At 59.3% G+C, this 12827-nt stretch carries 9 protein-coding genes; 6 read left to right on the top strand and 3 right to left on the bottom strand.

What is annotated here, in order from left to right:
* Nucleotides 1-4 precede the first annotated feature (4 nt).
* Entirely contained in the window at nucleotides 5-1690 is a 1686-nt protein-coding gene (locus AC1EKE_RS04925) for an AMP-binding protein (protein WP_480308501.1), read from the bottom strand.
* A 184-nt stretch (nucleotides 1691-1874) separates the two neighbouring features.
* Here AC1EKE_RS04925 and AC1EKE_RS04920 point away from each other — a divergent pair, with 184 nt between their 5' ends.
* The 4 genes from AC1EKE_RS04920 (at nucleotide 1875) to AC1EKE_RS04905 (ending at nucleotide 7880) form a co-directional block, all read left to right on the top strand.
* On the top strand, nucleotides 1875-4247 hold the full coding sequence (locus tag AC1EKE_RS04920; RefSeq protein WP_480308500.1) for a TonB-dependent receptor: 2373 nt from the start codon (nucleotides 1875-1877) through the stop codon (nucleotides 4245-4247).
* 182 nt (nucleotides 4248-4429) lie between these two features.
* Nucleotides 4430-5605, top strand: coding sequence for a hypothetical protein (locus AC1EKE_RS04915; protein ID WP_480308499.1), 1176 nt, complete (start codon nucleotides 4430-4432; stop codon nucleotides 5603-5605).
* Between the two features lie 48 nt (nucleotides 5606-5653).
* Nucleotides 5654-7342: a hypothetical protein gene (locus tag AC1EKE_RS04910; protein WP_480308498.1), complete on the top strand. Its 1689-nt coding sequence runs from the start codon at nucleotides 5654-5656 to the stop codon at nucleotides 7340-7342.
* Nucleotides 7343-7451: 109 nt separating this feature from the next.
* The gene (locus tag AC1EKE_RS04905) at nucleotides 7452-7880 is read left to right on the top strand and encodes an A1S_2505 family phage non-structural protein (protein WP_480308497.1); all 429 of its coding nucleotides are present in this window, start codon (nucleotides 7452-7454) and stop codon (nucleotides 7878-7880) included.
* Nucleotides 7881-7897: 17 nt separating this feature from the next.
* On the opposite strand, the gene AC1EKE_RS04900 is transcribed toward AC1EKE_RS04905, so the two are convergent.
* A complete protein-coding gene (locus tag AC1EKE_RS04900; protein ID WP_480308496.1) occupies nucleotides 7898-8350 on the bottom strand; it encodes a YkvA family protein in 453 nt (150 codons plus the stop codon).
* A 101-nt stretch (nucleotides 8351-8451) separates the two neighbouring features.
* Here AC1EKE_RS04900 and AC1EKE_RS04895 point away from each other — a divergent pair, with 101 nt between their 5' ends.
* Nucleotides 8452-8598, top strand: a complete 147-nt coding sequence (locus AC1EKE_RS04895) for a hypothetical protein (protein WP_480308495.1) — start codon at nucleotides 8452-8454, stop codon at nucleotides 8596-8598.
* Nucleotides 8599-8639: 41 nt separating this feature from the next.
* On the opposite strand, the gene AC1EKE_RS04890 is transcribed toward AC1EKE_RS04895, so the two are convergent.
* On the bottom strand, nucleotides 8640-9227 hold the full coding sequence (locus AC1EKE_RS04890) for a histidine phosphatase family protein (RefSeq protein WP_480308494.1): 588 nt from the start codon (nucleotides 9225-9227) through the stop codon (nucleotides 8640-8642).
* Nucleotides 9228-9920: 693 nt separating this feature from the next.
* Between AC1EKE_RS04890 and uvrA the strand changes: the two genes are divergently transcribed.
* Nucleotides 9921-12824, top strand: coding sequence for an excinuclease ABC subunit UvrA (gene uvrA, locus AC1EKE_RS04885; protein WP_480308493.1), 2904 nt, complete (start codon nucleotides 9921-9923; stop codon nucleotides 12822-12824).
* Nucleotides 12825-12827 lie beyond the last annotated feature (3 nt).

The following is a 12827-nucleotide window of genomic DNA, read 5'->3' as shown; positions in this document are numbered from 1 at the left end:
AAAGTTACTTGATAAGGTAGCGCTTGATACTCTGCTTCGGAGTCTTCTCGAAGGGCTCCTCCCTCAGCTCCACGGCACTTACCTGCTCGTACATCGGCAGCCGCTGATTGATCATATCGCGGAGGGTATTCATCACCTCGGCGATCTCCTTCTCCTTTACCTTCCCATCGGCCTTGAGTGCATCGTAGTCGGGGACGACGATGGCGACGAGCTTGGAGTCGCGCTGCACCACCACACACTCCGAGACAAGGGGGCTGGAGCCGTAGAGCGACTCGATCTCCTCGGGGAAGATATTTTGCCCATTTGCCGTCAGTAGCATCGCCTTGCTCCGCCCGCGGAGGTAGATGTAGCCATTGGCATCAATGAAGCCGAGGTCGCCCGTGTGCATCCAGCCGTCGGGGGTGAAGAGTGCCTTGGTCGCCTCCTCATTCTTATAATACCCGAGGCAGACATTCTCCCCGCGCACCTGCACTTCGCCCACCTCGTGGCCGGAGGAGTCGCTCTGGAAGCTCCCCTCCACCGGACTGATGCGTACCTGCTCGATCTCGGGGAGCACCTTGCCGCAGCTGCTGTACTTGTGCTCTCGCGGAGGGACGTAGCTGATGAGTGGCGCACACTCGGTGATGCCGTAGCCGACCGTGAGGGGGAAGCCGGTATTGAGGACAAACTTCTCCACCTGGTCATTGATCGCCGCTCCCCCGACGATGAATTGCTCGACCCGCCCGCCCATGGTGTCGATCATAATCTTTCCGATGCGATTGTAGACGAGGAGGTTGAGCACAGGGATGCCGATGATCGTCTTGACGGCGTGGGAGTAGGCGTTGATCTTCTTGAGGATGATGCTCTTGTAGATCTTCTCCAGGACGAGGGGCACGGAGAGGACCACCTGAGGCCGCACCTCCTGCAGGGCCTTGATCAGGATCGTGGGGGTGGGCTTGTAGCGGAGGATGTAGATCTGAGCGCCGCTGGTGAGCGGGGAGAGGAAGTCAAACATCAGCGCATACGCATGCGCCAGCGGCAGGAAGCTGAGCATCTGCTGACCGGGGCGGAAGACGCCCCTCGTGTGGGTGATATTGATATTGGCGGCAAGGTTATTTGCCGAGAGCATCACGCCCTTACTGAAGCCTGAGGTGCCCGAGGTGTAGCTGAGGAGGACGAAGTCGCTATTGGACACCTTGTCGTAGACCACGTCACTCCTGCGGAAGCCATCCGGGTAGCGCTCCGCCATCAGCCGGTCAGCATCGAGGGCCCGGCACTCCTTGACCGACGTGTAGTCGGGGAGCGGGGCGAGCGTATCGAGCCGGTAGGTGGCGCGGATCGCCTTCAGCTTCTTAGGATCAAGTGAGGAGATATGCTCCGGTCCGACGAAGATCACCACAGAGTCGGAGTGGTCCACGAGGTGCATCGTATCCTCGGGGGTAAAGGCGGGCAGTATCGGTACCAGCACCGCCCCATAGGTGACGACACCGAGCCAGACAACGCACCACTCAGCACTGTCCTCGCCCAGCAGCGCCACATGATCCCCCTTCGTCACGCCGGAGGCCTCGAGGAGGAGGTGGACCTTCGCCACCCCGCGCGCCACATCGGCGTAGCTATAGATGGTCCCGGAGTCGTAGTTGCAGAGTGCCGGGCGGATCCAGTGCTTACGGAATGCCTCCTCGAAGAACTTTACCAAGGGCTTCTCGATCATATCTTATCTCACTTGTGATGGGAAAATGCGCAGATAGCTCTGCTGCGTACAAAAGTACAGAAACTTTTTAATCATATTGCCCCCGATTTACAGGCGCTTTGGGTGGTTTGGGACTCTTATTTTTTGCCTATATTTGCAGTCTGAAATAGAGTTTAATTTTGACAATGCTGGTAAATATCTACCCATGAAACAACTCATCTACACTCTGTCCCTCCTGGCGGTCTCTCAGGCCGCTCTTGCCGTAACCCCTATCGATCGGGACGAGGTGCCTGTAGACAGCCTCGAGACGAGGCAGCTGGAGGAGGTGCGAGTCTATGCGCAGACCCCTCTAGTAAAGGAGGCAAATGAGCTCTGGCGTGTGCCGGGCGGTGTCACGATGATCACACCGACGGTGATGCGGGAGTTTCACCTGCAGAATATGACCGACCTGACGGCGCTGGTCCCCGGACTCTATATCCCGGACTACGGCTCGGGATACAATGCCCCGATCTACTACAGAGGGATCGGTTCGCGTAGTGGCTCCTCCGCTGCCTCCCTCTACATCGATGGAGTGCCGACGCTTACTCAGACGCTGAAGAAAGACATCCTCGATGCCGCATCGATACGCGTCATGTCTGCCAGCCAGAGCTCCACCTATGGGCGCAACTCGATGGCCGGCAACATCCACGTGAGGACGGTCAGCCCCTTTGAGAAGCAAGGGCTGGAGGTACTGCTCCGTGGGGGGAGCTATATGACCGGGCGAGGACAGGCGATCTACCGCACGCTGCTCTCGCCGGAGTGGGGACTGACTGTGGGCGGATATGTCCAGTACCTCAGCGGCTACTACACTAATCAGTACGATGGGAAGAAGTCCGACCGCTCCCTCACGGGAGGCGGGACCATACGCGGTGAGTGGCGAAGGGGACCTCATGCACTGATCCTCTCAGCCAATGCCGACGGAGTGGACCAGGGCGCCTTCCCCTACGCCCCTAAGGATCCCGAGACGGGTAAGGTGATGGCACCTAATATCAATCGCCCCGGGACCTACAAGCGCTTCTCCACTCAGGAGCGGATTAGCTATACCTATGCCGGGGACGAGGCAGACCTCCATGTGACCGGAGGCGTGGAGTACCTCCACGGCAAGATCCATATGGATCAGGACTACAGCCCGGCGGACGTTTTCTCGGTCAATCAGCGGGAGAAGCAGCTTGCCACGACGCTGGAGATGGCACTGAAGTCAAAAGGGGAGGGTCGCTTCCACTGGACCACGGGGCTCTCAGCCTTTTACCTCTACTCGGACCACCTCTCCCCGGTGGAGATTTACCCTGATGGACTGCAGAAGCTGGTGCAGCCCCAGCTCAATCGCGCTATGGCGATGATGGCGAAGAAGGGGATCAAGATGCCGGGTAAGCTGCTTGCTGACACGGAGATGGCGCTGAATAACAATCAGTCTTGGAAGAAGGACTACGGCGTTGCCGCGTACGTGGAGGGTAGCATCAATGACTTCCTCATCCCTCACCTCACACTGACCGCCGGGCTGCGGGTCGACCTCGAGCATCAGGGCTTTGACTACGACAGTGACTTCGCCTCGAAGGTCATCATGGAGATGAACCGCGGGGGCAAGGTGATGCGCATGCCCCAGCCGATCGGTGGGCGAGTGAAGGATCACGGCTCCCAGACTTTCCTCGTCGCTCTGCCTAAGCTGGCACTGAGCTACGATCTGACTGATGACTTCAATGCCTTCATCACTGTCTCTCGCGGGTACAAGACGGGCGGATACAGCGATCAGGTGATGACTCAGACGGCTATGCAGGCCGCCTTTGCCAGCCTGATGCCGAAGCCCGGGGCCAAGCCGGGGCGCCCTGCTCCGATCGACGTGGACAATCTGCCGATCGTACCATCCGACCCCAAGTCTGCCGCCTACGAGCCGGAGTATGGGATCAATTATGAGGTGGGCTTCCGGGCTCGGCTCTTCGAGAACCGCCTCCTCCTGACCACCACTGTCTTTGACACCCGGATCTCCAATCAGCAGATCACCCGCTTCGTCACCACCAGTGCCGGTCGGTATGTGGACAATGCGGGACGCAGTCGCAGTACCGGTGTGGAGGTGACCGCCGCGTGGCAGATCCTCCCGGGTCTGCGTGCCTCAGCCTCCTACGGATATGCCGCCTCGAAGTTTGAGGTCTGGCATGCGAGCGTGACTAGCCCCACCGGCGAGAAGAAGAAGGTAGATATGGCAGGCAACTTTGTCCCCTATATGCCACAGAACACCGCCTCCGCGCTCCTGAGCTACCACAAGGGACTCGACCGCCGCGTCCTCAAGGCGGTACACGCCTCCGTGGAGTACAGCGGTGTCGGACCGATCTACCGTGATCCGGAGAATACGGTACGGGAGGACTTCTACTCCCTCCTCGGAGCACGCGCTGGTGTCCAGCTCGGTCTTGTCGACGTCACCCTCTGGGGCCGCAACCTGCTCAATACGGAGTACCACCCCTTCTACTTCAGCTTCTTCGGTCAGGATCTCTTCCAGAAGGGTGCTCCACTCACCTTCGGAGTAGATCTCTCGATCAGTCTCTGAGCTGTAGAGCGGGCGTGGTTAAACTATTGGCTCACAATTTGATCCAAGTAGTAGATAGGGAGTGTGCGGTATGGAGCAAAGTATCATACTTTTTCGTACCTTGCAGATGGGATCGAGTATCCCATGACACTCTTGTCCACAGAAGAGATGGTGAGTATAACTTATTAGACTAACGACGCGATATGAAAGCTTTACATCGGATACTAACTGCCGCGCTAATGCTGGCGGCGGTCTCTGTGGGTTATGTCGGACAAGCGCAGGACGATGCGTACCTGACCCCCTCTAAGGCTCGGGTAGCACGTCAGCAGGCTAAGAAGGCATACGCCCGCGAGATGGCTTTGGAGAGACAGCGCCAGGCTAAGCGCGACTCCATACGCGATGCTCAGCTGCAGGCCCGGGATCGGGCTACAGACTGGTATAACCGCCGTGACATGAGGGTCACGGTCGAGGATATGGAGCGTAATCTGGACAACCTGGATACGCCTCGCAATGGTGGCAAGTACGCTGCCCGGATGAGACGCTTCAATGGAGAGGATGATGGTCGCATCGTCCTCGATGACGTGCAGAGGGTGTACGTCATGGATGACTATGAGTACGACCCGTGGACTCAGAGCTACTACGGCAGAGGATGGGATCGCAACAATAGTGTCTACATCACCATCAATACCGACCCTTGGTATGGTGGCTATAGAGGCTATGGCTGGGGTGGTGCGTACTCCTCTTACTACTATCCCTGGTATGGCGGGGTCTATGGTCGAGGCTACTACGACCCGTGGTACGCCGGCCGCTGGTCTTACCCCGGGTGGTATGACCCCTGGTATGATCCGTGGTACTCCCCCTGGGGTGGCTACTATAGCTTTGGCTACACGTGGTCGAGACCTTACTATCGCTACTATCCCTACGACTACGGCTACTATGGCGGTGGTTACTGGGGTGGCTACTACGATGGCTGGTACAGCAGGGACTTCTCTCGTCGCTACACGCCCGGTGCACGTCGCACGGAGAGCTACTACGACCGTCACGCCGCCACTTATGGTCGCGCTCTCGGTCAGGGCAATGTGTCCCGCTGGAGCAATGGCGGCAATGGGGTAAGCTATACCCGCTCCAATAACTCCCGTTACGTCAATGGCGGTCGCCGTCCCACTATCGGTACCACTCGGGCGAATACCTATAGCAATAGGGGAACTAACTCGACCAATCGCACCACCTCGCGGTGGAATAGCGGCTCAAGCAACAGCAGCTACAATACCTCACGTAGCACCTACAGCACGCCGTCCCGCTCTTATACGCCGTCTCGCTCCACGACGACCACGACGACCACTACGCGCAATAATGGCACCGGAGGCGGTCGCCGCTAATCATCAGGGGACTCCTTCCCCCCTCTCATCAGCATAGATTATACTACAATGTCACGCAATAAGATAGCCCTTCCCCTCCTAGCGACCTCGCTCCTGCTCGGGGTGAGTGTCGCCAAGGCGCAGGCTCCAACCGATGCCTACCGCAATAGTATGCGGGAGACCTACGGTACGGCGCGTGCTCAGGGTATGAGCAATGCCGTCGGGGCCTTGGGCGCTGATCCTACAGCGGTCTCCGTCAATCCTGCCGGCATCGGGCTCTACCGCTCGAGCGAGGTGACCTTTGGCTTCAATGTCGGTCACGTCAAGAGCTCCACCAACTGGCAGGATAAGGAGGGAGCCGATATGAGCAAGTGGGTCGGCAACCTCGACCACCTCAGCTTCATCTTCCCGATCTCTAATCCCTACCTCGCTACGTCTGACTGGAGAGTGGTTATGGGTGCCTCGATGAGCTCCCTCTACGACTACGACCGGGACTACGAGATGAGGTCCGTCAATCCTGAGTACAGCCTCTCGGAGTATATCGCCAATAAGGCGACCCTCTTCGGTGCGCCCTACAAGACCTTGGAAAATATGGCGAGCTCGCCCTACTTCCTCGGCACGATGGCGTACAACGGAGGCTTTATTGAGACGAGACCGGGCTATGACAATGTCTACGTCCCCGCTACCTATGCAGCGATTGATCCCTTTGCTCACGACAAGTATGCCGAGTCCAATGTGACGTACCTCAAGCCGGACGCCGGACGGCTCAATGTCTCGGAGAAGGGGGCGCGAAAGATGTACGACTTCACCATCGGTGGCAGCTGGGCTGACAAGGTCTACTTCGGAGCCACCCTCCGGACTACATCGTCGACCTACGCACGGTCGTCTATGTATCGGGAGGACTTCCACTACACCTACAAGCCTAAGTATAATGTCGAGGACCAGGTCTACTATACCGAGCTCGGCAATAGCCTGACCGTCTCCGGCGGTACTGTCGGTGCCACGTTTGGTCTGATGGCTGCCGTGGGCGACTTCGGTCGTGTCGGCATCTCCTACAACACCCCGCAATTTGGTCGCTACAATGAGGTTTTCTCCACCACGACCCAGTGGTACAATAATAATAGGACCAATAGCAAAGGGGAGCTGGAGCCGCTCTACACCAATGGCTCGGACGACATGACCAATACCTACGACCTTGTGCTTCCCGGTGACCTGACCGCCAGCGCGATGGTCTTCCTCGGTGGCTATGGTATGGTGACGTACGACTTCAACTGGCGCGACCTCGGCTCTGCTCGCCTGCAGGGAAGTGACTTCCAGGATGCCAACCAGTTCCTCAAGGAGGACTACGGCAGTCAGATGACCCACCGCGTCGGTCTGGAGATCCGCCCTGTGAGCGGCTTCTACCTGCGTGCCGGCTACAGTTACTCCGATGGGGGGCTCAAGTCGGAGGGCATCCGCCCCCAAGAGGGCAATGTGATGGACTACGACTATATCGCGAGCGGTGCGATCACCGACGCGGTGCTGCGGGATAGCTACCAGACCATCTCTGCCGGCGTCGGTTGCCGACTCTTCGGTAGGACCACCCTTGACCTCGCTTACGTGAGGGGCAAGGCAAGCGAGCGGGTCTTCCCCTTCCCCGGCGCGGGCGAGGTGATGGATCAGTCGGGTCAGAAGGTGGCTCCCGGCATCTCCTCTGAGGGCGCAGCGATGAGCACGGTGACCAATCGTATGGTCGCTTCACTCACGTTCCGCTTCTGATCCCCTATTTTAGTCCAAGTCGCAAACAAACGCAAAGAGCGCATTACGTGTGGTCCTGATGACCAGCGTAGTGCGCTCTTTTTTTTTACCCTAAAAAGAATTGTAGCCTATGAATCGTGTGAGATATACCCCTGACCTGATCACCGCCCTCGGTCCGGATGAGGTCTTTGTCTTTGGCTCCAATGTCCTCGGCCATCACGGCGGTGGGGCAGCGCTGCAGGCCTTTGAGCGCTTCGGGGCTGAGTGGGGGATGGGTGAGGGACCCTCGGGGAGGACCTACGCCATCCCGACGCTTGATGCTACCCACCATCGGGTCACTGAGGAGCAGCTCAGAGAGAGCCTCAGGCGCTTCATCGCATACGTGCGGCAGCACCCGCGTAACACCTTTTACCTCACTCTCATCGGATGCGGCATAGCCGGGTGGGAGCCGGCGACGGTGCGACGTCTGCTTTGGCAGTCCATCGGGGACGAGTCTCAGCTGCCGGACAACCTGATACTCCCTCGAGCCTTTAGCCGGCAGGAGGTAGACAGTGAGTAGCTCCTCGGTCGGAGGATCTACTCGCGGGTGACTAAATGGGTGTCGGCTGAGTGGAGGCAGGGGGTAAGCTTGCGGTAGGTCGCCTGCGCCTGCGCCTCGATCTCGGGTGTGATCAGCTCGCTGACCCACTTCGTGATCATCAGCACCACGCCGAGGTCATCGGAGAAGCCAAGGAGCCCCAGCGCATCGGGGAGCAGGTCGACCGGCAGGATGAAGTATCCCAGCGCACCTGCGATGTACGCCTTGCGGACCGCCGGGGTGCTGTCGGCGCGGAAGACATACCATAGGCGCAGCACAGGGAGCAGGATCTGCTCGCCGGCGAGGCGTGCCACCTCCTGGACCTTATCCTTGAGTCCGAGCTCGCTAAAGTGCTTTCCATACCTCTTTATATCCTCTACGGACATCCTGCCCATCTGCTTCCTTGCGATGGCAATGAGTCCGCCGAGGGTGAGGAACTTTCTCTTTTTCATTTCGTAGTCATCTCTCTGATAATAGCTCGGGCTCCAGAGAGCCGTCGTCATACATCATATGTCGCTCGCACACAGGCGGGCAACTCTCCCGAGATCGCCGTATGCACCGATCGACCAGCAGTGTCACAGTGCAGGGTACGGCGATACCGACGATCATACCGATGAAGAATGGTCGTGCCGTGGAGCAGTCGGTGCTGCCGCCTACCGGGCAGGGTCTTGTGGATCTATTACTCATCTCTCCCCATTGATTGATTGGTTATCTGTGATGTAAAGGTACCAAAAGTGTCGCTTACTCGGTATGCGCAAGCTCCTCGGGCGTAAAGCTCAGGGTGGTGATGCTGCCGTAGTGAGGTAGGTCGATGAAGAGGTCAGAGAAGTCGATCACCCCCTTGATCCACCGTCCCATATTGATCACGCCACCGTGGCAGAAGAAGGCGACCCGCTCCCACTCCGGATGGAGGCAGACCTCCTCTACGAGGTCCGTGACTCGGCGACGCATCTCGTCGATGCTCTCACCCCCCGGAGGCGTCACCAGCTCGGGATTTCGCTCCTCGAGGAGGAGCAGGTCGGGCTGTCGGCGGATCTCACTGTAGAGCTCATCCCAAGGTCTCATCTCCCACTCGCCAAAGTTTCGCTCCGCCAGCCGAGGATCTATCGTCGCTGTCTCGTAGCCGCAGTAAGCGGCGAGCTTGCGGGCACGCTTGAGCGGGCTGGTGAAGGTGGCATCGTACGTACGTCCCTCGAGGGCGCGCCTCACGCTCTCCGCCTCCTCCCGGAAGCTCTCTGCCACATCCAGGTCGGATGCTCCGTAGCAGAAGGAGCCGTCTACGTTGTGTAGGCGGGTATGGCGGATGAAGTCTATCTTGGTCTCTCTCATGGATTCTCTTCCTAAATTGTCATCTGTGGATGACAAAGTTAACGATTTCTGCCGCACCGCCCTGAGGAGAGCGAAATCTAATACCGGTAAAAGAGAAAACTAATACCGATATTAGGCTCGACTAATATCGGTATTAGTTTTTCGCCACAGGCAAGAGCCAGGGGTGACGCATTTGAGCGGTACAGAAGCCTATCCACTCATTGTGAAGAGTGGTGAACGATGCACCCCGACAGGGGTGCTCGCTCCATAGGCATCGGTCATCCGCGAAGCGGTGACCGATGTACAGAGCCCCAGCCTACCACCTCGACCCCTTGTGGGTCGCCGAGCACACATCTCCAATGCCGGCGACCCGCAAGGGGGCGAGGGATGATGTGTACGTTTATACATCGGTCATCGGCACTTCGTGCCTCGACCGATGCCTATGGAGCGTGCATCCTTCGGTTGCGGGAGAGTCGCCTATGTAGCGGTCTTCACATGCGCTCCTGTCCGATGACCCTAAGGAGGTCGGCAGGGAGAGCACCCCGACAGGCGTGCTCGTCTTTTTACCCGGGAGACCTCGGGCAAATCCAAAAACGTCACCCCTGAGGCAAGAGCTCAAGGGGTGGGTGGGGGTCGGCAAAAATGGGTACCTTTACAGGCTAATGACCTACGGAGGTCCCGGCTGATGTCGGTGCCTCACCAGCAGCATCATCTATGGCGAAAAAGACTTTACACGAAGACCCTCAGACAGACCCCACCGACACCGAGGAGTATATCGTGGCGCATGGCGTCCGGGTCAATAACCTGAAGAATGTCTCCCTCTCGATCCCGAGGGACCACTACACCATATTCACCGGTCTGAGTGGCTCGGGAAAGAGTTCGCTCGTCTTTGACACCCTCTACGCGGAGGGTCAGAGGCGCTACGTCGAGAGCCTGAGTGTCTACGCCCGACAGTTTGTCGCTAAGATGGCCAAGCCCGAGGTGGACTATATCCTCGGCATCCCGCCCGCCATCGCGATCGAGCAACGGATCCCCAATAGGACCCCCCGCTCCACCGTCGGCACCTCGTCGGAGATCTACGACTACCTGAGGATGTTCTTCGCCCGGGTGGGGCACACCTTCAGCCCCATTAGTGGGGAGGAGGTGAAGCGTGAGACGACAGAGGACGTGGTCGACTTTATCCAGTCCCTCGGCGAGGGCACGCCCTACATGATCTGCGCCCCGCTCCTCATCCCCGGCGACCGGTCGCCGATGGACCACCTCGCCATCCTGAGGGCCAATGGCTACTCGCGCGTGCTGGTCGGGGACGAGGTCCAGCGGATCAATGATCTCGTAGAGGGGAAGGAAGAGCTCCCCTCCGCCCGGCAGCTCGGTGAGATGCTTCTGGTGATCGACCGCCTGCGGGTGGAGAGTGATGCCGATGCTGCCCGGGGTCGGGTAGGAGACTCGGTGGAGACTGCGTTCTTTGAGGGGCATGGCGACTGTCGGATCGTCTGGAGAGGCGGGGCGCGCTCATTCAGCGACCGCTTCGAGGCGGACGGGATCGTTTTCGAGGAGCCGACGGACAAGCTCTTTAGCTTCAATAGCTCCATCGGTGCCTGCCCCACCTGTGAGGGCTTCAGCATGGTGATGGGGATCGATGAGGACCTCGTGGTGCCCGACAAGTCCCTCTCCGTCCGTGAGGGGTGTGTCCAGTGCTGGCACGGACCCAAGATGTCTCGCTGGCAGAAGCGCTTTATGACCCAGGCAGGGGATCGGGGATTTCCCCTCGACACCCCCTACCACGAACTGACGAGAGAGGAGAAAAATCTCCTCTGGCATGGCGGGAGAGGGGTCCGGGGGATCGATGACTTCTTTGACTTCCTGCGAGAAAATCAGCACAAGATGCACTTCCGGATCATGCTGGCACGCTATCGGGGTCGGTCGCTCTGTCCCGACTGTCAGGGCCGGCGGCTGCGGAAGGAGGCGTTTTATGTCAAGGTGGGCGGCAAGGACATCGGCGACCTCGTGGAGATGCCGGTGAGCCAGCTGGCAGACTGGCTGGATGCGCTCGAACTGCCGGAGGAGGATGTGAAGGTGGGCGCGCGCTTGCTCGATGAGCTCCGCCGCAGGGTGCGGCTCTTAGTCGACATCGGCCTCGGGTACCTGACCCTCGACCGCGTCTCGGGGACCCTCTCCGGGGGCGAGAGTCAGCGGATCAACCTTGCCACCTCGCTCGGTGGTGGACTCATCGGTGCGCTCTATGTACTTGACGAGCCCTCGATAGGACTTCATGCGAGGGACAGCCACCTACTGATCGACATCGTCAAGAGACTCACCGATGCCGGCAATACCGTGGTCGTCGTGGAGCACGATGAGGAGATGATTCGCGCGGCGGACCACCTCGTCGACCTGGGACCGCTGGCGGGACGGCTCGGCGGAGAGATCGTCTATGAGGGGAGCCCTGCGGAACTGCCGGCACGTAAGAGCAAGAGCCTGACGGTGGAGTACATGACGGGGCGGATGATGATCCCGTGGCCGGAGGAGCGGCACCCCTTCTCCCACACTATCGACATCAAGGGCGCCTATCGGCACAATCTGAAGAATATCGATGTCTCCATCCCCCTCGGGGTGATCACCGTGGTCACCGGGGTGAGCGGCTCCGGCAAGAGTACGCTGATGAAGGACCTGCTCTACGAGGGGATGAGCAAGTACTTGCTCTATGGGCTCTCCGGTGTCAAGCTGGAGATGAAGGGGCTGAGAGGGGACCTCAATGCCGTCGACAGGGTGGAGTATGTGGATCAGGATGCGCTGGGCCTCAGCTCGCGCTCCAACCCCGCCACCTACATCGGCCTCTACGACGACCTGCGGTCGCTGATGGGGCAGCAGCCGCTGGCTCGGCAGATGGGCTTCGGACCGGGAGACTTCTCCTTCAATCGCGAGGGCGGTCGGTGCGAAAATTGTCAGGGCGAGGGCTACGTCACCGTGGAGATGCAGTTTATGGCCGATATGCGGCTCCTCTGCGAGGAGTGCCACGGCAAGCGCTTCAAGGACGACATCCTTGAGGTGACCTTCCACGACAAGAATATCTACGACTTCCTCGAGATGACGGTCGAGGAGGCCATCGACTTCTTCACCCCCCTCACGGAGGAGGCTAAGGAGGTCTCCTCCATCCTGCAGGGGCTGCAGGTGCTGAGCGATGTGGGGCTGGGGTACGTCCATCTGGGGCAGTCGTCGTCGACGCTCTCTGGCGGTGAGAGTCAGCGACTCAAGCTCGCCTCCTACCTCGCTGGGGTGACGGAGAAGAGCCTCTTCATCTTCGACGAGCCGACCACCGGCCTCCACATACACGACATACGGACGCTGATGGGAACCTTCCGGAGGCTGGTGGAGGCGGGGCACACCGTCGTCATCGTGGAGCACAATCTGGAGGTGGTGAAGCTCGCCGATCACGTCATCGACCTGGGACCCGAGGGTGGTCTTGAGGGGGGACACCTCGTCTTTGCCGGCACACCGGAGGAGCTGATGGAGTGCAAGGAGTCCTACACCGGGCAGTACCTCCGGCAGCTCTACGACCGCCAGCACCCGGTAACGAAGCGGCGCCCCCAGACTAAGAAACCAACGACCAAGAAACAATAAGCA

This window comes from Porphyromonas sp. C0041D3 (genome assembly GCF_056590575.1).
This window is presented reverse-complemented; position numbering and strand designations above follow the sequence as displayed.

Coding starts and splice junctions, on each gene's coding strand:
- AC1EKE_RS04905 (WP_480308497.1), top strand. CDS start 7,452: ATGAATCGTGTGAGATATACCCCTGACCTGATCACCGCCCTCGGTCCG.
- AC1EKE_RS04915 (WP_480308499.1), top strand. CDS start 4,430: ATGAAAGCTTTACATCGGATACTAACTGCCGCGCTAATGCTGGCGGCG.
- AC1EKE_RS04910 (WP_480308498.1), top strand. CDS start 5,654: ATGTCACGCAATAAGATAGCCCTTCCCCTCCTAGCGACCTCGCTCCTG.
- uvrA (WP_480308493.1), top strand. CDS start 9,921: ATGGCGAAAAAGACTTTACACGAAGACCCTCAGACAGACCCCACCGAC.
- AC1EKE_RS04920 (WP_480308500.1), top strand. CDS start 1,875: ATGAAACAACTCATCTACACTCTGTCCCTCCTGGCGGTCTCTCAGGCC.
- AC1EKE_RS04925 (WP_480308501.1), bottom strand. CDS start 1,690: ATGATCGAGAAGCCCTTGGTAAAGTTCTTCGAGGAGGCATTCCGTAAG.
- AC1EKE_RS04890 (WP_480308494.1), bottom strand. CDS start 9,227: ATGAGAGAGACCAAGATAGACTTCATCCGCCATACCCGCCTACACAAC.
- AC1EKE_RS04900 (WP_480308496.1), bottom strand. CDS start 8,350: ATGAAAAAGAGAAAGTTCCTCACCCTCGGCGGACTCATTGCCATCGCA.
- AC1EKE_RS04895 (WP_480308495.1), top strand. CDS start 8,452: ATGCACCGATCGACCAGCAGTGTCACAGTGCAGGGTACGGCGATACCG.